Here is a 23,904-nt window from a genome sequence, read left to right as displayed (position 1 = left end):
AATTTAAAATTTAACATTCATCATTCAACATTTTAATTCCTAAGCGGTTTCCCCTTCTGTAACATATGCTGAAGGCGTTCTAAGGTTTTTCGTTCTCCGCAAAGGCTTAAGAAAGCTTCGCGTTCCAGGTCTAATAAGTATTGCTCACTAACGTAAGACGCTTCAGAAAGATCTCCACCTGCCATTACGTAAGCCAGTTTATTAGCGATTTTCTTATCGTGATCGCTAATGTATTTTCCGGCGTTCATCTGGTCGGTTCCTACGTAAAAAGCACCTAAAGCCTGTTTTCCAAGAACTTTAATGTCTTTTCTCATAATAGGCTTTGTGTATCCATTATCTGCCATTAACATTGCATGTTTTTTGGCGATTGCTAATTGATTATCACGATTCACCACTACAATATCTTTTCCTTTTTGAAGAATATTGGTATCGTAAGCCTCGTAAGCAGAAGTAGAAACTTTTGCCATCCCTATCGTTAGGAAATTTTCACGTAAACGATTCAGTTCTACATCATCTTTTTGGTAAGTATCAGCTGCTCTTAAAGTTAGTTCTTTAGAACCACCGCCGCCGGGAATTACTCCAACGCCAAATTCAACTAAACCAATATAAGTTTCAGCGTGAGCCACCACCTTATCGGCGTGAAGTGAAAGTTCGCAACCACCACCAAGCGCCATATTATGCGGCGCAGCAACCGTTGGAATAGAGGAGTAGCGCATACGCATCATTGTATCCTGGAAATATTTGATCGCCATATTCAGCTCGTCGTATTCCTGCTCTACCGCCATCATAAAGATCATCCCGATATTGGCGCCTACAGAGAAGTTTTTTCCGTCGTTGGACACTACGAGTCCGCGGTATTCTTTTTCAGCAAGATCGATCGCTTTGTTGATTCCGTCGAGAACATCACCACCAATCGAATTCATCTTACTTCGGAATTCCAGATTCAATATACCATCGCCCAAATCTTCAACTACAACTCCGCTGTTTTGGAATACAGCCTTAGATTCGCGAATATTGTCTAAAATGATATAAGAATCCTGTCCTGGAACTTTTACGTGTTCTTTCTTCGGAATCTCATAATAATACGTATTTCCTTCTTTTACTGAATAAAATGAAGTGATAGCGGCATCTACCATTTCTGAAACCCAAGCTGCTGGCTCGTAACCTTCAGCTTTCATCATTTCGATTCCTTTTTCTACACCAATGGCATCCCAAACCTGAAAAGGTCCGTGTTCCCATCCAAAACCGGCTTGCATCGCATCGTCGATCTTGTAAAGTTCATCGGTGATTTCCGGAATTCTGTTTGACACATAAGCGAAAAGTGCTGAGAAGTTTTTGCGATAAAATTTACCGGCTTTACCTTCATCTTTAATAAGCACTTTATAACGATCGCTAAGTTTATCGATAGTTTTGGTTTGTTCTAAAACTCCGAATTTCGCGCTTTTACGATCACGGAATTCCATTTTATCAAGATCTAAAGATTTGATCTCGCTGGAACCATCGTCCTTTTTTACTTTTTTATAAAATCCGGTATTATTGGTTTTGCTTCCCAACCATTTATTATCCATCATTGTTTGGATAAAATCTGGAAGTTTAAAAAGCTCGTGAGCCTCATCATCGGGAACGTTTTCGTACAAACCGTTAGCAACGTGCACCAAGGTATCTAAACCAACCACATCTACGGTACGGAAAGTAGCCGATTTTTGACGACCAATTACCGGACCGGTAAGTTTATCGACTTCTTCAATTGTCATATCCATATCTTTCACCATATGGAACAAACTCATTATACTGAAGATCCCAACGCGGTTTCCGATAAAAGCCGGCGTATCTTTCGCGATAACCGATTTTTTACCCAGGAATTTTTTTCCGTAGTCATTCAGGAAATTCAACACTTCATCTGAAGTAGCTGGTCCCGGAATAATTTCGAATAAACGTAAATATCGTGGAGGATTGAAAAAGTGCGTTCCGCAGAAATGTTTCTGGAAATCATCACTTCTACCTTCGTTCATAAATTTAATGGGAATCCCGGAAGTATTCGAAGTAATTAATGTTTCCGGTTTTCTATGTTTTTCAAGTTTTTCGAAAACCTGTTTCTTAATATCAAGTCGTTCTACTACCACTTCAATGATCCAATCTGCTTCAGAAACTTTAGCGATATCATCTTCTAAATTTCCGGTGGTTATGCGCTTGGCAAAATTTTTATGGTAAATAGGAGAGGGCTTCGATTTTAAAGAATTTTGCAATGAATCGTTAACGATACGATTACGCACTTCTTTATCTTCTAAAGTAAGCCCCTTTTTTTGTTCTTTTTCATTGAGTTCTCGCGGAACGATATCGAGCAGTAATACCTCGACGCCAATATTGGCGAAGTGGCAGGCAATACCGCTACCCATAATCCCTGAACCTACAACAGCAACTTTATTGATTGTTCGCTTCATTATTTTAGGTCTGGTTTTAGAATTGCTACAATGCACTGTAGCATTGAAGCCTGATTATTCATTATTTAAATCTATTTCTTGTTTATATATTTTCTTATTCGCTATAAGTTCTGTAATGGTATTGGCAACCTCTATAAAAGTTTTTAGATCCTCTTCACTTACATTTTCTTTAACGGCATCATCAAACCTTAGAACAACACCTTTAGAGAAATTGCGCATTTCCAGTCCAAATTTTGTGAGGTAAATAAGCACACTGCGACCATCTTCAGGATTTCTTTTTCGAACAATAAGACCTTTATCTTCCATTGTCCTTAAAATTCTGCTCAAACTGGTTGCTTCCATACCCATTTTTGGGCCTAATGAAGTCGAAGGGGTTCCTTTTTCAGGATCTATACTTAAAAGAGCAAAACCTGTAGCCATTGTACTGCCAGCTTTACCAGCTTCTTCGTTGTACATTTTAGAAACAGCCATCCAGGTAGCTCTTAAAACATGATCTATTGTCTTTTCTTTCATATTTAACCCTTTTGGTAGGGAATTTCGATTAAGAAATCACTTTTCAAGCTTTTTTACATGAAAAGCAAGCCTTCCAAATGTAATAAAATTATACTATGCATGCATAATAAATAAACGTAAAATTTGTTAATTTTATATTATTAGCTGTATATTTTTTCGACAAAACGAAAAACTCCCCGGAAATGGGGAGTTTTGTGCAATAAAATGAATCTAGTTTCGAATTATTTTCGATCGTAGATCAAATTGTATAATTCTATGTATCGTTCTTTTACATTTCTTCTTTTTACTTTCATGGTAGGAGTTAAGTGGCCGTCTTCAACCGTCCAAGCTTCAGGTGTCAATCTAAATGTTTTAATCTGTTCCCAGTTACCAAATTTTTTATTATAAAAATCAATGTCTTGTTGAATTCGATCATGCACCAATTGATTATTCGCAATCTCTTTATCAGAATTATCACCAAGGTCGATATTCTTGCGTGATGCCCATTCTTTTACGAACTCAAAATTTGGTTGAATTAACGCAGCCGGCATTTTTTCTCCTTCACCAACAACCATGATTTGCTCTATAAATTGAGATTGCTTCATGGTATTTTCTAAAATCTGCGGGGCTACATATTTACCACCAGAAGTCTTAAACATTTCTTTTTTCCTATCGGTGATCTTCAAGAAACCATCTGCATCGATCTCACCAATATCTCCCGTATGAAAATAATGATCTTCTGTAATTGCTAATCTCGTCTTTTCCTCATCCTTATAGTAGCCCATCATAATATTAGGACCTTTGGCTAAGATCTCACCATCTTCTGCAATTTTAACTTCACAGTTTTTAATAGGTTTTCCTACCGTTCCTATTCTAAAATTATGATCACGTTCATCATTCACCGCGATCACCGGCGAAGTTTCTGTTAGTCCGTATCCTTCCATCACAGGGATTCCGGCTGCAGCAAAAACTCTGGCAAGTCGGGGTTGTAAAGCAGCGCTACCAGAAACAATTAATTCTATATTTCCACCTAATCCTTCTTTCCATTTAGAAAAAACGATCTTTCGGGCTAAACCTAGTTTAAATTCATACCATGAGCCATTAGCTCCGTATGGCTCATATTGATGTCCTAATCCTAAAGACCAATTAAATAATGCCGTTTTAACACCACCGGCAGAAGATCCTTTAGCTACGATCTTATCGTAAACCTTTTCAAGTAATCTTGGTACAGCTGTAATCACATTTGGTTTAACCTCTTTTAGGTTTTCACTTAGCATATCGATAGATTCAGCAAAATAGATCGATACCGCATAATATTGGTATAAATAGAGGATCATTCGTTCAAAAACATGGCAAATAGGTAAAAAGCTAAGAGCCGTATAGGTTCCAAAATCGAAAGGAACACGAGGAGCACTTCCCATAACATTACTCACAATATTTTCGTGAGAAAGCATAACGCCTTTAGGTTTACCGGTGGTGCCCGAAGTATAAATTAAAGTCGCCAGATCTTTAGAAGTCACGGCATCCATACGCTGCTGCACTTCGTCTTGATTGCTAAGATCTTCACCAAGCTCTAAAACTTCTTTCCAGTTCTTACAACCTTCAATATCATCAAAGCTATACACTTCTTTAAGCTGTGTATTTTCTTTAATCGCGTTTACTTTATCCAGTACCTCTTTGTCTGAAACAAAACAGTAGATCGATTCGCTATGATTTATAACGTATTCGTATTCTTGTTCAGAAATAGTTGGATATACAGGAACATTTTGAGCCCCAGTTTGTAAAACTCCAATATCGAGTATATTCCACTCGTTTCTATTGTTTGAAGAAATAACAGCGATCTTATCATTTGGCTGAATTCCTAATCTTAAAAGACCTCGACTAATTTTGTTGGCCTGATCTAAATATTCGTTTGTAGATAATTTTTCCCAATTGCCATTTTTCTTAGTAGCAAGGGAAGTTTGCAGCGGAAAGTTTTTCTGCTGATAATATGGAAAATCAAAAAGACGTTTTATCTCGTTCATCTATCTAAACATTAGCATACCTTGCAAAATAGCAAAATAGCGGAGTAATTCAAATGAAATTAATAAAAAAGAAACTAAAAATAAGGTTTAAATTATAGAATTTTTAATTTCAGTTAAATTTCTATAGTGTTAAACGACAATTTATATTAATAAATTATAAAATCAGTTAAATTCGATTTAAAAGACTGCTATTTTTTCTTTGCGATTGGTTAGTTGACTAGATTGCTTAAAAAAAACAATGAAAACCAACCAATTTTTAAGTTTAGTTATTTTTAGCCTTTTATTTATTTCCTGCGGAAGTCAGGTAAAAACAACCAATCCAAAGAATAAGAGCCTGGATAACTACCAAACCTATGCTTATTTACCAAATACGGGGTTTAACTCTGCTACGATGGAAAGCGATCAGGATATCAATCAAGTTGTTCTGGAAACCGTAAATATGAATTTGGAGAATGCAGGTTATACTTTAGACACAGAAAATCCAGATCTACTAGTACTAATTAATTCGACCACAAATATTGAAGAAAATCAAAAAACTGAAGCTGAATATGCTTCCTATCCCTACGATCCCGGTGTAACGGCCGTAAGTCCGCTTTACAGTAATTATTTTTATTCTGGTTTTGCCAATTTTGGACCAATAACCGGATATGATGTAAATACATATCAATATCAGGAAGGAGCTGTAGATATTAATCTAGTAGACAGTCAAACGAAAGAACTGGTGTGGAGTGGTCAAACTTCAGGAGCAATCGTGAACGCGGCTAATCTTGAAGCGCAGGAGGAATTGATAAATCAGATTTTTAGTGAGTTTCCAGCATTTCAGGATAATCCAAAAAAATAGTAATCAATATTCGATGAAATTAGGGCTGATTTTTTTCAGCCCTTTTTTTTGTAATCTCTAGAAAATCAGACTAAGAGCGACTGTTTATCCTGCTTTTAAATATTTAACTGTCTGAATTTCAATGTTTAAATGTTTGTTTTGGTAATAAGTATTAGACAAAATATAATTATATGGTCTTTTGTTTCAATTTAATCTTAGTTTTCAGTATTTCTGCCTCATAAATCATAAAAACAACTGTAAATCAGTTATTTATAAATAATTAATGGATTTTAAAATTAACTTTAGGGAGTCTTGTATTAACTTCTTTCTGTAACCAATTAAAATCCATATAGATATGAGAAATCTCAGCATTACTTTTGCCATTATTTTTAGTTTTTTATGTTTTTCGCTGCACGCCCAGGAAGAATCTGAGGAAATGAAACCTACGAAATTAGATAATCCCGAATGGTATTATGTTTCCAAAATCAAGTTTAAAAGCGGCCATTATAACCGGGCTAAAGAAATCTTGAATGATTTTTATTTTAAAGCGTCTAAAGCATATGGTGGACAATTGCCTAAAATGATCTTAAGATCATTTACTGGCTCTTACGATATGATGATCGTTTGGGAAATGAAAGAAGGATTAACCGAATTTGAATGGGAAACCAGTCCAGATGATATAGCGTTTTATACTGAACTCATTAAGCTTACCGGGAGCAAGGAAGAAGCAGATAAAATTATTAAAGAATTTCAGGAATTGATAGATACATCAGATGGGCAATTAGCGCTCAATTTCAAACTTGAATAATATGAACAAAAAAAGGAGCTGATTTTCAGCTCCTTTTTAATTCAAATAACCTAAGATTATTTATTTTCTAACCATTTTTTTGCGTTTTCGAAAGCGCTAAGCCATGGTGTTACTTTATCATCTTTGCGATCTTCTGGATAATACGCCCAGTTCCATGAGAACGTAGATCGTTCTAAATGCGGCATCATTACCAGGTGACGACCAGAATCGTCTGTTAAGATCGCCGTATTAAAGTCAGATCCATTTGGGTTCGCCGGATATCCTTCAAATCCATATTTTCCAACAATATTGTATTTTTCTTCAGCATAAGGGAAGCTAAATTTACCTTCACCATGCGCTGCCCAAATTCCTAATTTGCTACCCGCAAGATCGCCAAGCATAACTGAGTTATTCTCAGCAATTTCTACTGAAGTAAAATTACACTCAAATTTATGTGAATCGTTATGAAGCATTTTAGGTTTTTCTTCGTGAGTAGGATTTATTAAACCTAACTCAATAAATAATTGGCAACCATTACAAACACCAAGCGATAACGTATCTTCTCTTTTGAAGAAATTATCTAAGGCAGTTTTCGCTTTTTCGTTGTAAAGGAAAGCACCAGCCCAACCTTTTGCACTTCCTAAAACATCTGAATTAGAGAAACCACCAACAGCTGCGATAAACTGAATATCTTCTAAAGTTTCGCGACCGCTTATCAAATCGGTCATGTGTACATCTTTTACATCAAAACCGGCAAGGTGCATTGCACGGGCCATTTCACGTTCAGAATTCGATCCTTTTTCACGAATAATCGCGGCCTTAATTTTAGGCTTATTTTGATCGATTTCAGGAAGTTTTCCTGTGAAATTCGCTGGGAATTTATAAGAAAGAGGCTGATTTTTATAGTTTTCGTAACGCTCTGCTGCTTTTTCTTTTCCGCTTTGTTTCTGGTCCAATAAAAAAGACGATTTGTACCAAATATCACGTAATTCAGCGATATCAAGATTCAGCGTTTCTGCATTATTATTTATGGTCAAAGTCGCTGTTTCAGAAACTTCACCAATTTTGAAAAATTCAATTCCGTTATCAGCTAAAACTTTTTCCGCAGTATCATCAGTCGCCTGGAAAACAACCGAACTATTTTCGTTGAATAATAATTTTACAAGATCGCTTTCTCCTAATGCTGAAAGATCGATGTTCGCACCAAGATTTTGATCTGCAAAACACATTTCTAAAAGCGTAGTGATCAATCCACCTGAAGCCACATCGTGACCTGCAGCGATCATATCCTTTTTTATTAATCCCTGAAGATTATAAAAAGCATCTGCGAATTTTTTATCATCTTTTATCGTTGGAACTTCATCACCAATCTTGTTAAGAATCTGGGCGAAAGAAGAACCACCTAATTTTAACGAATCTTGAGATAAGTTAATATAATAAATAGCACCAGCATTTTTCTGTAAAACCGGTTCTACGATCTTAGAAACATCGTCGCAGTGTCCGGCAGCCGAGATGATCACAGTTCCCGGAGAAAGGACGTCGCCATCTTTATATTTCTGTTTCATCGAAAGCGAATCTTTACCGGTAGGAACGTTAATTCCAAGGCTAATCGCAAAATCTGAAACTCCCTGTACCGCCTCGTAAAGTCTGGCGTCTTCACCTTCGTTATTACAAGGCCACATCCAGTTTGCAGATAATGAAACCGATTTTAGACCTTTTTCTAGCGGAGCCCAAACGATATTGGTAAGCGCTTCAGCGATCGAGTTTTTAGAACCAGCAACAGGATCTACTAACGCCGAGATAGGAGAGTGGCCAATAGAAGTGGCAACACCACTTTTTCCCTTGTAATCCAGCGCCATTACCCCAACATTGTTTAATGGTAATTGCAATGGTCCTGCTGTTTGTTGTTTTGCAACACGTCCAGAAACACAGCGGTCAACCTTATTAGTTAACCAGTCTTTACAGGCAACAGCTTCTAATTGCAAAACCTGTTTTAAGTATTCCTGAATATTATTAGACGAGTATACCAGTTTATCGTAATCTCTGGCAACTGTTCTATCGTTCATTATGGTTTTTGGAGAGCTTCCAAACATATCTGAAAGATCCAGATCCATTGGTTTTTTACCACCCTTAGAACCTTCAAAAGTAAAACGATTAGAATCGGTTACGTCTCCAACATCATACATTGGTGAACGTTCTCTATCGGCAACACGTCTAAGTGTTTCAATGTCTTTCTCACCAATTACCAATCCCATACGTTCCTGGGATTCGTTACCAATAATTTCTTTTGAAGAAAGTGTTGGATCTCCTACCGGGAGTTTATCCAGGTCGATTTTTCCACCGGTTTCCTCCACTAATTCACTTAAACAGTTTAAGTGTCCACCAGCACCATGATCGTGGATAGAAACGATAGGATTTTCTTCCGCTTCAACCATTCCTCGCACCGCATTGGCAGCACGTTTTTGCATTTCTGGGTTAGAACGTTGTATCGCGTTTAATTCGATACCACTGCTAAATTCTCCAGTATCTGCTGAAGAAACGGCAGCTCCTCCCATCCCAATTCTATAATTTTCACCGCCAAGAATAACGATTTTGTCACCTTTATGCGGAATATCTTTTTTCGCCTGGCCGGCTTTCCCGTAACCAACACCACCGGCCTGCATAATTACTTTATCGTAACCTAATCTTCTACCATGCTCCTCATGCTCAAAAGTAAGTACAGAACCTGCAATTAGTGGTTGCCCAAATTTATTTCCAAAATCAGAGGCTCCGTTAGATGCTTTTATCAAAATATCCATTGGAGTTTGGTATAACCATTCACGCTCGTTCATGGCTTTCTCCCAAGGACGATCTTCAGCTAAACGACTATAAGAAGTCATATAAACCGCAGTTCCTGCTAAAGGAAGTGAACCTTTACCACCAGCAAGACGGTCTCTAATCTCACCACCACTACCAGTTGCAGCACCGTTAAAAGGCTCTACAGTAGTTGGGAAATTGTGTGTTTCTGCTTTTAAAGAGATAACAGAATCATATTCTGTATTTTGGTAATAGTCTGGCTTGTCGGCAGATTTTGGTGCGAATTGTTCTAATTTTGGTCCTTTTACAAAGGCCACATTATCTTTATAAGCCGATACAATATCGTTTGGATTTTCTTCGGAAGTTTTTCTAATCATTTTGAAGAGAGAAGAAGGTTTTTCTTCACCGTCGATTACGAATGTTCCGTTGAAAATCTTATGTCTACAATGCTCAGAATTTACCTGAGAGAATCCAAAAACTTCAGAATCGGTTAATTTTCGACCTATTTTTTCAGCTAATCCCTGTAAATAAGCAACTTCTTCAGTATTTAAAGCTAAACCTTCTTTTTGGTTGTAAGCTTCAATATCCTCGATTTCCTTAATGGCTTCCGGCTCAATGTCAATTTTGAAAATATCTTGATTTAATTCAGAATATTTCTGCGAAAGCATAGGATCAAAATCCTTAAAATTCTCATCGATTTTATAGAATTCCTCGATTCTAATAATTCCTTCGATACCCATATTCTGGGTGATCTCTACTGCGTTTGTACTCCACGGAGTAATCATTGCAGCACGTGGACCAACAAAAAAATCTGCCAAAGCAGATTCTTTATATTTTTGCGCGCCCCCAAAGAGCCAGTTTAATTTAGAAATATCTTCAGCCAAAAGCTGTGTGTGCGTTTGCACGGCATAAACCTTATTGGTTTGAGTTCCGAAGAATAGGATCATCCTAAAGAAGTTTTGTGTTGTTGTTGAAAGCGCAAATTTACTTTTTTAAACTGAATATTGAAATTAAACAAGCGCGACTAAACATATATTTTTTAATAGGTTATTAACCAAAATCAATTGGCTTTATCTAAAAGCGCCATATAAAATCCGTCGTAACCAGTTTCTGAAGAAAGAATTTTTTGATCTTCAACTAATTTGAAGTCTTTACCTTCTTCTGAAGCTAAAAAGTCTTTTACCTGTAATTGATTTTCTGAAGGTAAAATAGAGCAGGTAGCGTAAACCATTTTACCACCTTTTTTAACGATTTTGGAGTACTGGCGAATAATTTCCTGCTGTGTTTTTCTAATTCGGTCTAAAAATTCAGGTTCTAATTTCCATTTTGCATCTGGATTTCGGCTTAAAACTCCGAGTCCGCTACAAGGCGCATCGATCAAGACTTTATCAGCTTTACCGTAAAGCTTTTTGATCACCTTATTATTTTCGATCGCACGAGTTTCGATGTTATGAGCACCGGCACGTTTAGCGCGACGTTTTAGTTCCTTTAGTTTATTTCCGTAGATATCTAAAGCGATTACCTGTCCTTTATTTTCCATTAAAGCGGCAAGGTGTAATGACTTTCCACCGGCACCAGCACAAGTATCTACCACGCGATCGCCAGGTTGCACGCCAAGAAAATCGGCTACAAGTTGCGAAGAAGCATCCTGGACTTCAAATAATCCATTTTGGAAACTTTCGGTCTTAAAAATATTCGCACGCTCTACCAGTTGTAATGCATCTGGATAATCTTTAAGATTGATAGTTTCAAAACCTTCGTCTGCCAGTTTCTGTTTTAGCGTTAAGACATCGGTTTTTAATCTATTTGCACGAATAATAACAGGGGCTTGTTTGTTAAGTGCTCCAATTTCTTTTTCCCAGGTTTCTTCACCAAGTTCAGCAACGCCAAGTTCGTCTAACCAATCTGGAACAGATTCTCTAAACTTTCTAATTTTACTTAGTGCATCAAAACGTCCTTTGATTCGGCGAGTAGGAGTATCTTCAATTTGTTTCCAATCTGGTAATTCGATACCGCGCAAAGTTGCCCAAACGGCAAATAACCTAAACGCATTTTCTCTGGAAAAAGGCTCTTTAACTTCAGCAATTTCAGCATAAAGACGTTTCCATCTTACAATATCATAGGTGGTTTCAGCAATAAAACTACGATCGCGAGCTCCCCAACGCTTATCACGTTTTAAGGTTTTTTCGATCACTTTATCGGCATACTGCCCTTCATTAAAAATTTCTAAAAGGGCATCGACTGTTGCAAAAACTAAATTTCTATGTAAACGCATTGCTAAAATTTAAGGGCACAAAGGTAATCTTTTTTATTGCTGAAACATTTATATTTGAAGGAAATCCATCAAAAACCAATTAAATGAAAAAAGTCTGGATCATGGCCTTACTGGCTTTTGCGGCCTGTAAAAATGATACAAAATCTACTGAAGAATCTACCAAAGAAGACCAAGTTAGTACACATCGTATTTTTGAAAAAGTTGAAATCGAGCCTATTTTAGAAAGCGACTCTTTAAGTATTCGTGCAATTGAAGTGATTGGTAGTAATCTGGCCTTTGCCGCTAATCACGGTACGTATGGGTTATACAATTCGGCTGCAGGAACCTGGAAGTTATCTCAGCAAAAGTATGATAGTTTAACGCCGGAATTTAGAGCGGTAGGCAGTACGGCAAGCGATTTTTTTATGCTAAGCGTTGCCAATCCCGCTTTGTTGTATAAAACCGGAGATGATGGTAAAATGAAGCTGGTTTATAAAGAAGAAAATGAAAAAGTTTTTTATGACGCCATAGCTTTTTGGAACGATAAAGAAGGAATCGCTATGGGAGATCCTACAGATGATTGTTTGTCTGTAATTGTTACCAGAGATGGCGGAAACAGCTGGGAAAAAATTGATTGCTCAAAATTACCAAAAGCGGCTGAAGGTGAAGCAGCATTTGCAGCGAGTAACTCTAATATCGCTATTGAAGGAGATCATGTTTGGATCTTAAGTGGTGGTATGAAATCCAGAGTTTTCCACTCAGCTGATAAAGGGGAGAATTGGGAAGTTGCAGAGACACCTTTATTACAGGGAAAGCCAACTTTAGGCGGTTACAGTATGGATTTTTATGATGCTGAAAACGGAATTATCATAGGAGGAAATTATGAAGATCCTGAAGGGAATACGGGTAATAAAGCGATCACAAAAGATGGCGGTAAAACATGGAATCTAATTGCGGACGGGCAGGAGCCAAATTATAAAAGTAGTGTACGTTATGTGCCTAGCGGAAATGGAAAAGAAATTGTAGCGGCAGGATTTACCGGAATTTCTTATACAAAAGATGCTGGTAAAACCTGGGAGAAATTAAGTGATGAAGGTTTTTTTACACTTCGCTTCTTAAATGATTCTACCGCTTATGCTGCAGGTTCTAAACGTATTGCAAAACTTCATTTTAAATAGAATTTAGTTTCAGAACATCGAATCTTAGCTTTTAGGCTTGAAAGGTTTTTTCAGAAATAAAAAAAGATTTAAATCTGTTGTAAAAAAGAATTCCGGAGGACAACCTAATGCCAACCGGAATTCTTACTACTAACTAACCAAAAAACTAAAAGTTCTATACTTTTAAATTATTCTTCTTCATTATTTTTTTGACGCTCTTTTTGCTGGCGAGCGCGATATTCTCTAATCAATTTCCTGTGGAAATCTTCTTCTAATTGATGTAATTTGATGATTTCCTGAGCAGAAAGAATCGATTTTAGATCTGCAAAATATTTACGTTTAAGCTCGTAATCTTCTTTTTCGATCTCTATAAATTCCTTTAAAAGGTCGTTTGCCTTATCTTCAGATATACATTCAACATCATTTATATCCCTATGCTCCCTATGATAAAGTTCACGACGTTGTTCTTCGTATCTATCATAAATGGGCCAAAATTTTTGAGCTACTTTATTACTTAGGTTAAGTTCCTGAGTAATAAATGCTGTTTTTAGAGATTTTATTCTTTCTCGTTCTTTATCATCCTGCGCCTGCGCTGTCGAAAAACCTAAAATCAATAAGAGTACTAATACAATCTTTTTCATAGCAATTATTCTAAAATATACGAAGGATTTTCAACATTCTCATCTATATATTCAAATACAGCCTCATTACTCATTGTAGTAAAATCTGATTCTTCTACAATGTAACCATCTTCGATGATCATACTAGAAAATTCTGTATCAGACAGGTCGATATAACCCTGATCGATGTAAGATTCGATCGCAGAAAGTTCTACATCATCCCAACTTGCAGTTTGTTTATTACCCAGCGTAAAAATTGTGGTATATAAACCAATAAAAATAGCGGCTACCGCAGCGGCATAGAATAAAGTTTTCTTGAAATCGCCCTTAATCACTTTTGGCTGATGTTCTGTTTTTTTGGTTTCTACTTTTTTAACCAGAACATCATCAAGACCGTCAAAGTAATTATTAGGAACTTTAAAACCAGCTTTAGCAGGTAATGCTGTCTCCTCTAACTGCTTTTCTTCATTAAAAACCTTATCAAATAAGTTATCCTCCAGATTATCGAAATATCCGGAAGGCACTTTAAAGCCAGAGGCGCCATGATATGGTATTTTCTCTTCCTTCATTTGAATATTTGACTTGTATAAATTAAAAAGGTTTAATTTGTTTTTAAAAATTCTTCAATTTTTTTTACGGCAATGTGATAAGATGCCTTTAAAGCACCTTCACTTGTCTCTAAAATATCAGCAATTTCCCGATATTTTAATTCTTCGAAATACTTCATGTTAAAAACCTGCTGTTGCTTTTGTGGTAAACTGGCAATAGCTTTTTGAAGTTTTAGCTGAATTTCGGATCCTTCAAAATAAACATCACTTTCAAGATTATTGATTATAGAATCCTGAAGTTCTTCTGATGAAATTTGTAAACGCTTTGATTTTTTATTTAGAAATGTGATCGATTCGTTGGTCGCAATTCTATACATCCAGGAAAATAGTTTACTATCTCCTTTAAATTGATCGATATTTCTAAAAACTTTGATAAAGGTGTTTTGTAAAACATCGTGAGCATCGTCGTGATCTTTCACAATGTTTCTAATTTGCCAATACAAACGCTCCTTGTATTGCGATACAAGTTCCCTGAAGGCTTCCTGTGAAGTTTTTTTATCCTTTAGTTGTTGTACAAGTAAATTTTCGGTTTTTTCCAAGGGAAAAAAATTTAATTAACTATCCCTTTAAGATGGTTCGGCTAAAATATATAAAACTTTAAAGCTGAGTAATTATTGTGTTATAAAATTACAGTGAGGAAAATCCTTACAGAGACTACATCATAAATAGGTAAAAAGCATAAATTGCTGTTAAACCAAATTTTAATCTTTGTTTGATTAGACTTATTGTCTAATTTTGAGGTAGTTAAATAGGAAATAAAAATCTTTTTTGCCCACAATCAAAGATTAAAAAATGAATGCTTAAACTGCATTCATTTTTTTATGATCAAATTTTTACTCTTTTTAGCCTAGGCGAAAGATTGCATTTCTACGAGCTTCTGGTAAGTTCCTTTTTTACCAAGTAATTCTTCGTGCCTCCCTTGTTCTACGATTTCACCTCGCTGCATTACGATAATATTATCGGCATTTTGGATAGTGCTCAGTCGGTGCGCAATAACGATCGAAGTTCGATTTCGCATCATATTTTCCAAGGCTTGCTGTACTAATTTTTCACTCTCTGTATCTAATGCTGAAGTGGCTTCATCTAAGATCATGATCGGTGGATTTTTTAGTACCGCTCTAGCAATAGAAAGTCGTTGTTTTTGTCCGCCACTTAGTTTATTTCCAGAATCACCAATATTAGTGTCTAAGCCAGCAGGCATTTGAGAGATGAACTCCCAGGCATTGGCAATTTTCAATGCTTCTACGATCTCTTCTTCTGTAGCATCGTCTTTTCCTAAGGCAACATTGTTTCGAATCGTATCATTAAATAATATAGAATCCTGGGTAACAAGCCCCATTAAGTTTCGTAAAGAATGCTTCGAAATTTCTCGAATATCGGTACCATCTATTTTGATAGTCCCACCGGTAACATCGTAAAAGCGGGTAATAAGATTGGCTATGGTTGATTTTCCACTACCAGATTGTCCAACAAGAGCTATTGTTTGCCCTTTTGGAACATTCATGCTGAAATTCTTTAATACCAGCTCTTTTTCATATTTAAAATCGATGTTTTCGACTTCAATTTTCGAATCGAAACTTTCTTTTTTAATAGCGTTAGGAGCATCTTTTAAAGTAGTTTCGGTTTCGATGATTTCTAAAATACGCTCGGCACTCGCATTTCCTTTTTGAACGCTATAAGTTGCTTTTGAAATTGCTTTCGCCGGAGTAAGAATGTTATAGGTTAAAACTAAAAAGCCTATAAAAGTAGCGGCATCCATAGTTTGATCGATCAAAACCATGTTTCCTCCAAACCAAAGCACAATAGTAATAACCAAAACTCCTAAAAACTCACTCATAGGAGAAGCCAGATTTTGGCGATGCAGTAAAGCATTTAAAATATTGTTTAATCGGCTCGTACTTTCTTTAAACTTGCTTTTGAATTTATCTTCAGCATTAAAACCTTTAACGATCTTAAGGCTAGAAAGTGTTTCTTCAACAATAGATAAAAAGTGGGCATTTTCCTGTTGAGCGCTAGTAGATTTTGCCTTTAATTTCTTACCTATTGAAGAAATTATCAATCCTGAAATCGGTAAAAATATAAGAACAAAAATTGTTAGTTTCCAGCTAAGGACGATCATAAAAATCAAGGTGAATAGTAATGTTAGTGGTTCTTTTACGAACATTTCTAACATACTTAAAAACGAAGATTGTATTTCCTGCACATCACTGGTAATTCTTGAAATGATATCACCCTTACGCTTTTCAGAAAAATAAGAGACAGGAAGCTCTGTAATTTTAGAATATATCTTATCGCGAATATCTTTAAGCATCCCATTTCTTAAAGTTGCGATAAAATACATCGCTAGATAATTAAACATGTTTTTGATAAAAAACAGGATAACTATCACAATACAGATAGTAATAAGGGCAGAGATCTGCCCATATTCTTCTATCCGTTGATTTAAAAAAAAGTTCGCATACTGTTCAGCAAAATCTTTGAAACTAAGCAAATCACCATCCCAAATGGGTTTTGTGGTAATTGGTTCGTTTACCTGAAATAGCACCTGCAGCATCGGAATAAATGCCAGAAAAGATAAGGTGCTAAAAAGGGCATAAAAAACATTGCTAATAATATTCAATATTGCGTAGCGTTTATAAGGCTTCGCAAACTGAAGAACTTTTTTTAAGTAACTCATATAAAATCTAAGGCCTTAGCCTAATTGCAATTCAGCTTTAATTCGGCTGATCTTTTCTTTTAATTCTTTATTCTTTTCTTCAAAATCACTTACACTTTCTAAAGAAGTATTTACACTGAAGTAGAATTTAATTTTCGGCTCGGTTCCACTTGGGCGAGCTGCGATCTTGGTTCCATCTTCCGTATAATAAATTAATACGTTAGATTTTGGTATTGTGATTTCGCTTTCGGTATGGTCGTTTTGGTTTGTAGCGATAGAAGATTGATAATCTTCAACTAAAACCACTTTTTCACCATCTATGGTTTCCCATGGTTTTTCTCTAAGGTCGATAAGCATTTGTTTGATCTCCTGCTCACCTTCGATTCCTTTTTTGACCAAAGAAATTAATTCTTCCTTATATAAACCGTAAGTGGTATAAAGTTCTAATAATTTTTCATAGAACGAGCTTCCCTGAGCTTTTAAGAATGCTGAAATTTCACAAGCTAATAGGGTAGAGGTTACAGCATCTTTATCGCGAACAAAGTCACCTACCATATAACCAAAACTTTCTTCACCACCACCAATAAAATCTAATTCTGGGTGATCTTTAATTAACTTGGCGATCCATTTAAATCCGGTTAACACCTCTTTGTATTCAACTCCGTATGCTTCAGAAAGGTTTTTAAGCATTGGTGTAGAAACAATGGTAGAAGCAATAAACTCGTTACCATCCATCTTATCAGCTTTTTTCCATTGCTCTAAAAGGAACCAGGTCATTACGATCATGGTTTGGTTACCATTTAAAAGCTCCAGCTTATTTTCGCTATTTCTAACTGCAATTCCTAAACGGTCACAATCTGGATCTGTACCAATTACGATATCAGCTCCTTTTTCTTCAGCAATATCCAAAGCCATTTTTAAAGCTTCTGGCTCTTCTGGGTTAGGAGATTTTACTGTAGGGAAATTACCGTCTGGTTCGCGTTGCTCTTCAACAATAGTTACATTGCTGAAACCTGCTTTTTCCAGCACCGGCGGAACCATAGTGATAGAAGTACCATGTAGCGAAGTGAAAACGATTCCAAGGTCTGATTTTGCTTCTGCTGAAGTATCAAAACTTCCGTTCGCTACAGAAGCATCTATAAACTTTTCATCAACTTCTTTATCGATCTTGTGAATAAGGTCGGCTTTAGCATCAAAGCTAATTGCTTCATATTCTAATCCATTAATTTCTTCAACTAAAGCTTTATCCTGTGGCGGCACTAACTGGCCACCATCCTGCCAGTACACTTTATATCCGTTATATTCTGGTGGATTATGACTCGCTGTTAAAACAATTCCGCAGTGACAATCAAGCTCCTTTACTGCAAAAGAAAGCTCTGGAGTAGGCCTTAGATCTGAAAATAAGAAAACCTCGATATCATTAGCAGAAAAAACATCTGCAACAACCTGAGCAAGCTCTTTACTATTATTTCTACAATCGTAAGCGATCGCAACTTTTAGCGCTTCACCAGAAAATTCCCTTTTAAGGAAATTAGAAAGTCCCTGCGTATTTTTCCCTAGCGTATATTTATTGATTCGGTTTGTACCAACACCCATCACTCCACGCATTCCACCTGTACCAAACGCCGCATTTTTATAGAAGCTATCCTCAAGTTCTGATGGATCGTTTTCTATAAGATTATTGATTTCCTGCTTTGTTTCTTCATCAAAAACATCGGTAAGCCAGGTTTGGGCTTTCGCTAAAATTTCTGGTTTAGGTTGTGACATAATTTTGGTTTTAGTTTTAGTAGTTTACACAAAATAGAGTTCAAAAATAATATATTCTATCCTGAAACTTAATAATTCTCTGTAGTTTTAGTAATAAGATAACGTTCTTTATCTCGCTTGCTCCTTAAGATAAGCTCACCAACAAATCCTGCAAGGAAAAGTTGAGAACCTATAATCATCACGGTTAGTGCAATATAGAACCAGGGATTTAATGCAACAAGGATATTAGGTTCGTGATTATACATTTTATATAATTTAGAAAATCCCACAAATCCAGCAGTAAAAAATCCTATGATAAACATCAAAACACCTAAAGATCCAAACAGATGCATAGGTCTGCGGCCAAATTTAGATAAAAACCAAATGGTTAATAGATCCAGAAAACCAAAGATAAAGCGTTCTGGGCCAAATTTAGTCTTACCGTATTTTCTAGCCTGATGCTTAACTTCTTTTTCTGTAATTCTATAAAAGCCTGCATTTTTGGCTAAAACCGGAATGTAGCGATGCATTTCGCCATAAACATCAATATTTTTTACTACCGCTTTGTTGTAGGCTTTTAATCCGCAGTTAAAATCGTGTAATTTTAATCCTGAAGTTTTTCTTGCCGCAGCATTAAATAATTTTGAAGGTAGATTTTTAGCTAAAACCGAGTCATATCTTTTCTTTTTCCAGCCAGAAACCAATTGATACTCCTCTTCAGTAACCATCATGTACAATTCTGGAATTTCTTCTGGATTGTCCTGTAGATCGGCATCCATGGTGATCACCACATCACCTTCAGCTTTTAAAAATCCGGCATGTAAAGCCTGAGATTTGCCATAATTACGATTAAATTTTATGCCTTTAACCGCTTTGTCTTTATCGGCAATTGCAGCGATAGTTTTCCAGGAATTATCTGTACTACCATCGTCTATAAAGATGATCTCATAAGAAAAGGAATTGGATCGCATTACTTTTGCGATCCAATTGTATAATTCTGCTAAAGATTGCTCTTCGTTAAGAAGAGGTATTACTACGGAAATCTGCATTAAATTTTATTTTCTAATAAGCCTGAGGATCTTTTTTTCTGAAAATCAATGCCAGAATAAGACCAATTACCGCCCAAAAAGCCAACTGATATATATATGATTTAAGCTGGTTTAATAATGAAAATTGATTATTGGACATTACTTCCTGAACCGCTTCGTTAATATCTGCTTCAGGAACACCAAATCCACTCATCATATTTCTAGTCATTTCAGCAGTATATTCCATAACTACTTGTGCTGCCTCAGGATCTACAAAATTAAAGATAATTATTGTTGTAATTGTACTAATAAGCATTCCAATTGCAATTGGAATAAAAGCAGCGATAAATGCATCTTTAAAAGAAAAAGCGGGATTGGCTATTACTTTTCTTGTTTTGATTTCGGCAGCAACTAAAAATGCAATTATAATGATGAAATTAAGAACACCTAGCCACCATTTTGTAAATAATTCTAAATTGAATGCATAAGCGAGTACAGTTACTAAACTTAGAAATATACCAATGTAAATTCCGAAAGGAGCGGCAACCGATTTAACTGAAGTAGAGTTTTCCATTTTTTTGATTAATTTTGTTGTTTATCGGTTAGTAAGCAAATATAGTAAAACGTTACATAGGGAATAAATAAAAAATATTTTTTAATTTCTATTGTATTAATAAAGAAAATGTTTAAATTTGCACCCTGAAAATTAAAAGATCAAAGCGATGAAGCAAGGAATCCATCCGGAAAATTATAGATTGGTAGCATTTAAAGATATGTCTAACGACGATGTATTCATTACAAAATCTACCGCGAAGACAAAAGAAACTATCGAAGTAGAAGGTAATGAGTATCCATTAATCAAATTGGAAATCTCTAGAACTTCTCATCCATACTATACCGGGCAAACTAAGCTTGTGGATAGTGCTGGTAGAATTGATAAATTCAAGAATAAATACGCGAAATTCAAAAAGAAAAAATAATTTTCTTAGGATTCAACGATATAGTAAGGCTGCAATTTGCAGCCTTTTTTTATTGCAAATAATTCATTTTGAAATTGTTATGTTTTATAATCTGATTTAAAAACAAGCAATTTTAGATTGAATTTAACGTCATTTTCTTTAAACTTCCCTAATTCGCTTTAACTTTATAAAAATTTTGTGCGGAAATGAATTATATACTTTTTGATGGTTCGGTAAGAAATCAATTGCTCCCATTTACTTTTACAAGACCGGTGGCAGATATTCGTTTTGGAATTCTTAGCATGAGAGAGCGCTGGGAACTTATATTGGGATCTACCACTTCAACGATCACAGAAGATTATCTAAGCGAAAAATGGCCTTTGGTAGAGTTCGAACAAAATGTTATGATCAATGCGGCTTATTTTCCTTCTTCAGCATTTATCAATCAGATCAAGAATCTACAAAAAAATGAAGCAATTTTTGATGGAGAAGAAATTGTCGCTTTTTACACCGAAGAAGATCAGGAAGTAGATTTTTCAGCATATAAACAATTGGAAATCGCTGGAGATGTACTAAAATTAGAGCATACCTGGGATATTTTTTCAAAGAATGATATTGCAATAAAATTCGATTTTCAATTAATTACTGAAGATCGCGAATCTCAGCCTATAGATCCTTCAAATTATGTAAAAAACGCTGAGAATATTTTTATCGAGGAAGGTGCTGTCGTAGAGAATTGTTCGTTAAACGCCAGTAATGGGCCCATTTATATTGGTAAAGATGCATTGGTAATGGAAGGTTGTTTTTTTAGAGGACCTATTGCGATTGGTGAAGAAGCTATTGTGAAAATGGGTGCCAAGATTTACGGAGCGACAACAATTGGCCCCGGAAGTAGAGCAGGAGGAGAGATCAACAATGCTGTGATGTTCCAAAACTCTAATAAAGGACACGAAGGTTATTTAGGAAATTCGGTGTTGGGTGAATGGTGTAACTTAGGTGCAGATACCAATAACTCGAATCTTAAAAATAATTATGCTGAAGTCCGTTTATGGGATTACGAGACTGAAGGTTTTGCTAAAACCGGACTCCAATTTTGTGGTTTAATGATGGGCGATCATAGTAAATGCGGAATCAATTCAATGTTTAACACCGGTACAGTTGTTGGCGTGAGTTGTAATATCTTCGGAACTGGATATCCACGAAATTTTATTCCGAGTTTTAGTTGGGGAGGAAGCGCCGGAATGACTACCTATCAAACCAAAAAAGTTTTTGAAGTTGCCAGACTTGTTTTAGAGCGTCGTAAAATGGAATTCAATGCGCAGGATGAAGCAATTTTAGAACATGTCTTCGAAGAAACCTCAAAGTACCGTAGGTATTAGTCGATAGTTTACGGTTTACAGTTTACAGTGAATTTAAGTCAAATGCTTATCATTTCTTTCTGTTGAATTAGAGTCTTTCAGCCTTCAGTTCTTAGCTTTATGAGAAATCGTTTTAAGACTAAGGATTCAGAATGACTAGGATTAATTGAATTTGTGTCATCTCGGACTTGATCCGGGATCTTATCTTATTAGATTTTAGATCGCTTCGCTTTAGATATTAGAAGTTTTTAATATCCAAAAAAGCATGGAGTCTAGAACATATAAAATATAAATGTTGAAATAGCAATAATCATAATTACAGCGGTAAAGGCGATAACTCTTTGCCGCTTTTTGTTATTTTCAACCCTAATTTTTTTGCCTAATTCGCTTAGTTCTTCTTCAGAAAGTTTATCGTAGTCGCTAAGTTTTCAATGTTTAGCCCCTGTTTTTTCGGCATAGCGCTCTAGTTGAGATGTTCTTTTTCTCCTGTTGTTCAGCTGACTTACAATTGCTGCTATGGCACTACCAAAACTCATATTTTAATTTAGAAAAAAGAAAATATAGACAAGAGTATAGACTCGATGACGATTAATTTTAAAACAGAAAATATAAAGAAAATTCAATAAATTATTAAAAAAACATTTCGTCTGGTATTTATAATGTTCGATAATCCAGTTTTTATCTCACAAAACCAATTCTTCAATTAAACAATCTAAGGTTTTCTCGAGATCTTTACTAAAGCCCGGATGTGTTTTAGAGGTTTGAATTACTGAACTTCTTGTAGCGGTTAACCATCGAAACCTGGAAGCTGCATCCATTTGTCCAATTGGCCCTGCATTTTTTTCACCTTTACAAATTCGTTTAAAAGAATCTAAGTTCTTTTCGATTTCCTCTAGATCACAATCGGGGCAAATCGCTTTTAATTTTTCTTTATTAAGATGGTAGCGCATATTTATAAATCTGGTGCTTTTCGAATAAATTCCCACGCCCACATTTATAAATTCTTCACGTTCAACTTTAGGAACGATCCTAATTACGGCATACTCATATAAGTGATTCTCTTGCATCTTGCGCTTGTTTTGTGAAAATTTCAGAATGAGTTAAACGTATTTTTAAGAAGTTAAAGTAAACTTCTCTAATTTCTTCAGGAGATTCGTCGGCACCTTCCCAAAGTAACCAATCTTCAGGAATTAAATTCACGATATGTTGTAAAACTTCAGGAGTTAATTTCTTTTTAAACTCGTTATCGGCTTCCTTAAGTTTAGCGGCTTGTGGCAGTAAAACGTGATCTTTAATAAAAGCGAACGGTGTTTTTGCGGTTTTCTCCCAGTTGGTCCAAGAGTGATGAAAATACAAGGATGCACCATGATCGATAAGCCATAATTCTTTGTGCCAGCTTAGCATGTTGGTGTTTCGAAAAGTACGGTCGATATTGGTTAAATAAGCATCCAGCCAAACGATTTTCGAAGCGGTTTCAGGATCGATTTCAGTAACCACAGGATCATAATTTATCGCTCCAGATAAAAAATGAAGGCCTAAGTTTAAACCCTGACTCCCTTTTAGTAAATCCTGAATTTCTTCATCGCCCTCAGTTCTACCAAAAGCTTCGTCTAATTCAGCAAAAACAATTTCAGGAACATTAAAGCCTAAAAAACGTGCAATTTCCCCACCAATTAAGTCGGCAATTAAAGCTTTGCTACCATGCCCGGCGCCTCTAAATTTTATCACATATTTAAAACCATCGTCGGCATCGGCTAGTGCAGGTAAAGAACCGCCTTCTCGTAAAGGCGTGATGTATCGCATCACATTAACCCTTCGTAATTCCAAAGCTTTGCTGCTCATCCTTTATTATTTTCAGCAAATATAATTTTTTATAAATGCTCGTAAACCTAAGATTGTTGAAAAATGGCAGCAGTTTTGTAGTTGAGCTTTAGAAATATCTGCACTGAAATTGGTGGTTTTGAAGTTTTGTTTTTTCAGAAATTTTCAGAAATTGATCTTGCTGGAAAATCGATATTGGTTAAAAGAGGTGAATAATTTTTTAAGCGGTTGATTTTCAATAATTAAAACAATACCGTCAATTTTAGTAAACCAATTTTAGATAGTATATTTGCAGCCCAAATAAGGTAAAACGTGTTTTTGCTGAAAAGAGCAGGAA

19 protein-coding genes are annotated in these 23,904 nt (G+C 35.8%); 5 read left to right on the top strand and 14 right to left on the bottom strand.

Annotated features, from left to right (window positions below; all coding sequences use genetic code 11):
• Nucleotides 1-32 precede the first annotated feature (32 nt).
• The 3 genes from BM201_RS07715 to BM201_RS07705 form a co-directional block, all read right to left on the bottom strand.
• Entirely contained in the window at nt 33-2,441 is a 2,409-nt protein-coding gene (locus BM201_RS07715; protein ID WP_092541287.1) for a 3-hydroxyacyl-CoA dehydrogenase/enoyl-CoA hydratase family protein, read from the bottom strand.
• Between the two features lie 54 nt (nt 2,442-2,495).
• Nucleotides 2,496-2,954 carry a MarR family winged helix-turn-helix transcriptional regulator gene (locus tag BM201_RS07710; RefSeq protein WP_092541285.1) on the bottom strand — a complete coding sequence of 153 codons (459 nt, stop codon included), beginning with the start codon at nt 2,952-2,954 and terminating at the stop codon, nt 2,496-2,498.
• A gap of 221 nt (nt 2,955-3,175) precedes the next feature.
• Entirely contained in the window at nt 3,176-4,957 is a 1,782-nt protein-coding gene (locus BM201_RS07705; RefSeq protein ID WP_092541283.1) for an AMP-dependent synthetase/ligase, read from the bottom strand.
• 238 nt (nt 4,958-5,195) lie between these two features.
• On the opposite strand from BM201_RS07705, the gene BM201_RS07700 reads away from it, so the two are divergent.
• The gene (locus BM201_RS07700) at nt 5,196-5,798 is read left to right on the top strand and encodes a DUF4136 domain-containing protein (RefSeq protein WP_092541281.1); all 603 of its coding nucleotides are present in this window, start codon (nt 5,196-5,198) and stop codon (nt 5,796-5,798) included.
• A 334-nt stretch (nt 5,799-6,132) separates the two neighbouring features.
• Complete coding sequence (locus BM201_RS07695; protein WP_092541279.1) at nt 6,133-6,585, top strand: hypothetical protein; 453 nt, start codon at nt 6,133-6,135, stop codon at nt 6,583-6,585.
• Between the two features lie 56 nt (nt 6,586-6,641).
• On the opposite strand, the gene purL is transcribed toward BM201_RS07695, so the two are convergent.
• Both purL and BM201_RS07685 read right to left on the bottom strand, forming a co-directional pair.
• On the bottom strand, nt 6,642-10,307 hold the full coding sequence (gene purL / locus BM201_RS07690; protein ID WP_092541249.1) for a phosphoribosylformylglycinamidine synthase: 3,666 nt from the start codon (nt 10,305-10,307) through the stop codon (nt 6,642-6,644).
• Nucleotides 10,308-10,420: 113 nt separating this feature from the next.
• Entirely contained in the window at nt 10,421-11,635 is a 1,215-nt protein-coding gene (locus tag BM201_RS07685; RefSeq protein WP_092541247.1) for an RsmB/NOP family class I SAM-dependent RNA methyltransferase, read from the bottom strand.
• A gap of 83 nt (nt 11,636-11,718) precedes the next feature.
• Here BM201_RS07685 and BM201_RS07680 point away from each other — a divergent pair, with 83 nt between their 5' ends.
• Nucleotides 11,719-12,792, top strand: coding sequence for a WD40/YVTN/BNR-like repeat-containing protein (locus BM201_RS07680; protein ID WP_092541245.1), 1,074 nt, complete (start codon nt 11,719-11,721; stop codon nt 12,790-12,792).
• Between the two features lie 167 nt (nt 12,793-12,959).
• On the opposite strand, the gene BM201_RS07675 is transcribed toward BM201_RS07680, so the two are convergent.
• The 7 genes from BM201_RS07675 to BM201_RS07645 all read right to left on the bottom strand — a co-directional run bounded on the left by BM201_RS07675 (nt 12,960) and on the right by BM201_RS07645 (nt 20,003).
• Complete coding sequence (locus BM201_RS07675; protein WP_092541243.1) at nt 12,960-13,412, bottom strand: hypothetical protein; 453 nt, start codon at nt 13,410-13,412, stop codon at nt 12,960-12,962.
• Nucleotides 13,413-13,417: 5 nt separating this feature from the next.
• Nucleotides 13,418-13,960 carry a hypothetical protein gene (locus tag BM201_RS07670; RefSeq protein WP_092541241.1) on the bottom strand — a complete coding sequence of 181 codons (543 nt, stop codon included), beginning with the start codon at nt 13,958-13,960 and terminating at the stop codon, nt 13,418-13,420.
• Nucleotides 13,961-13,992: 32 nt separating this feature from the next.
• Nucleotides 13,993-14,538, bottom strand: a complete 546-nt coding sequence (locus tag BM201_RS07665) for an RNA polymerase sigma factor (protein WP_092541239.1) — start codon at nt 14,536-14,538, stop codon at nt 13,993-13,995.
• Nucleotides 14,539-14,846: 308 nt separating this feature from the next.
• Complete coding sequence (locus tag BM201_RS07660) at nt 14,847-16,676, bottom strand: ABC transporter ATP-binding protein (protein WP_092541237.1); 1,830 nt, start codon at nt 16,674-16,676, stop codon at nt 14,847-14,849.
• Between the two features lie 15 nt (nt 16,677-16,691).
• Nucleotides 16,692-18,422 carry a phospho-sugar mutase gene (locus BM201_RS07655; protein WP_092541235.1) on the bottom strand — a complete coding sequence of 577 codons (1,731 nt, stop codon included), beginning with the start codon at nt 18,420-18,422 and terminating at the stop codon, nt 16,692-16,694.
• A gap of 68 nt (nt 18,423-18,490) precedes the next feature.
• Complete coding sequence (locus BM201_RS07650; protein WP_092541233.1) at nt 18,491-19,450, bottom strand: glycosyltransferase family 2 protein; 960 nt, start codon at nt 19,448-19,450, stop codon at nt 18,491-18,493.
• Nucleotides 19,451-19,463: 13 nt separating this feature from the next.
• Nucleotides 19,464-20,003, bottom strand: coding sequence for a DUF4199 domain-containing protein (locus tag BM201_RS07645; RefSeq protein WP_092541231.1), 540 nt, complete (start codon nt 20,001-20,003; stop codon nt 19,464-19,466).
• Nucleotides 20,004-20,151: 148 nt separating this feature from the next.
• On the opposite strand from BM201_RS07645, the gene BM201_RS07640 reads away from it, so the two are divergent.
• Nucleotides 20,152-20,409 (top strand): type B 50S ribosomal protein L31, encoded by a 258-nt coding sequence (locus BM201_RS07640; RefSeq protein WP_092541229.1) that lies wholly within the window; start codon nt 20,152-20,154, stop codon nt 20,407-20,409.
• Between the two features lie 185 nt (nt 20,410-20,594).
• Nucleotides 20,595-21,767: a GlmU family protein gene (locus tag BM201_RS07635; RefSeq protein ID WP_092541227.1), complete on the top strand. Its 1,173-nt coding sequence runs from the start codon at nt 20,595-20,597 to the stop codon at nt 21,765-21,767.
• Between the two features lie 662 nt (nt 21,768-22,429).
• On the opposite strand, the gene BM201_RS07630 is transcribed toward BM201_RS07635, so the two are convergent.
• Both BM201_RS07630 and BM201_RS07625 read right to left on the bottom strand, forming a co-directional pair.
• Nucleotides 22,430-22,813, bottom strand: a complete 384-nt coding sequence (locus BM201_RS07630) for a DUF3037 domain-containing protein (RefSeq protein ID WP_092541225.1) — start codon at nt 22,811-22,813, stop codon at nt 22,430-22,432.
• Nucleotides 22,791-23,588: a HipA family kinase gene (locus BM201_RS07625; protein WP_092541223.1), complete on the bottom strand. Its 798-nt coding sequence runs from the start codon at nt 23,586-23,588 to the stop codon at nt 22,791-22,793. The genes BM201_RS07630 and BM201_RS07625 overlap by 23 nt, the downstream gene beginning before the upstream one ends.
• Nucleotides 23,589-23,904: the final 316 nt, after the last annotated feature.

Source organism: Zunongwangia mangrovi, assembly GCF_900112105.1.
Lineage (GTDB): Bacteria > Bacteroidota > Bacteroidia > Flavobacteriales > Flavobacteriaceae > Zunongwangia > Zunongwangia mangrovi.
Note: the sequence above shows the minus strand (reverse complement) of the source record. Positions and strands in the feature narration are given on the sequence as shown.

Excerpts from the sequence above, each read along its gene's own strand:
- BM201_RS07715 (WP_092541287.1), bottom strand. The coding sequence starts at position 2,441 with ATGAAGCGAACAATCAATAAAGTTGCTGTTGTAGGTTCAGGGATTATG.
- BM201_RS07710 (WP_092541285.1), bottom strand. The coding sequence starts at position 2,954 with ATGAAAGAAAAGACAATAGATCATGTTTTAAGAGCTACCTGGATGGCT.
- BM201_RS07705 (WP_092541283.1), bottom strand. The coding sequence starts at position 4,957 with ATGAACGAGATAAAACGTCTTTTTGATTTTCCATATTATCAGCAGAAA.
- BM201_RS07700 (WP_092541281.1), top strand. The coding sequence starts at position 5,196 with ATGAAAACCAACCAATTTTTAAGTTTAGTTATTTTTAGCCTTTTATTT.
- BM201_RS07695 (WP_092541279.1), top strand. The coding sequence starts at position 6,133 with ATGAGAAATCTCAGCATTACTTTTGCCATTATTTTTAGTTTTTTATGT.
- purL (WP_092541249.1), bottom strand. The coding sequence starts at position 10,307 with ATGATCCTATTCTTCGGAACTCAAACCAATAAGGTTTATGCCGTGCAA.
- BM201_RS07685 (WP_092541247.1), bottom strand. The coding sequence starts at position 11,635 with ATGCGTTTACATAGAAATTTAGTTTTTGCAACAGTCGATGCCCTTTTA.
- BM201_RS07680 (WP_092541245.1), top strand. The coding sequence starts at position 11,719 with ATGAAAAAAGTCTGGATCATGGCCTTACTGGCTTTTGCGGCCTGTAAA.
- BM201_RS07675 (WP_092541243.1), bottom strand. The coding sequence starts at position 13,412 with ATGAAAAAGATTGTATTAGTACTCTTATTGATTTTAGGTTTTTCGACA.
- BM201_RS07670 (WP_092541241.1), bottom strand. The coding sequence starts at position 13,960 with ATGAAGGAAGAGAAAATACCATATCATGGCGCCTCTGGCTTTAAAGTG.
- BM201_RS07660 (WP_092541237.1), bottom strand. The coding sequence starts at position 16,676 with ATGAGTTACTTAAAAAAAGTTCTTCAGTTTGCGAAGCCTTATAAACGC.
- BM201_RS07655 (WP_092541235.1), bottom strand. The coding sequence starts at position 18,422 with ATGTCACAACCTAAACCAGAAATTTTAGCGAAAGCCCAAACCTGGCTT.
- BM201_RS07650 (WP_092541233.1), bottom strand. The coding sequence starts at position 19,450 with ATGCAGATTTCCGTAGTAATACCTCTTCTTAACGAAGAGCAATCTTTA.
- BM201_RS07645 (WP_092541231.1), bottom strand. The coding sequence starts at position 20,003 with ATGGAAAACTCTACTTCAGTTAAATCGGTTGCCGCTCCTTTCGGAATT.
- BM201_RS07640 (WP_092541229.1), top strand. The coding sequence starts at position 20,152 with ATGAAGCAAGGAATCCATCCGGAAAATTATAGATTGGTAGCATTTAAA.
- BM201_RS07635 (WP_092541227.1), top strand. The coding sequence starts at position 20,595 with ATGAATTATATACTTTTTGATGGTTCGGTAAGAAATCAATTGCTCCCA.
- BM201_RS07630 (WP_092541225.1), bottom strand. The coding sequence starts at position 22,813 with ATGCAAGAGAATCACTTATATGAGTATGCCGTAATTAGGATCGTTCCT.
- BM201_RS07625 (WP_092541223.1), bottom strand. The coding sequence starts at position 23,588 with ATGAGCAGCAAAGCTTTGGAATTACGAAGGGTTAATGTGATGCGATAC.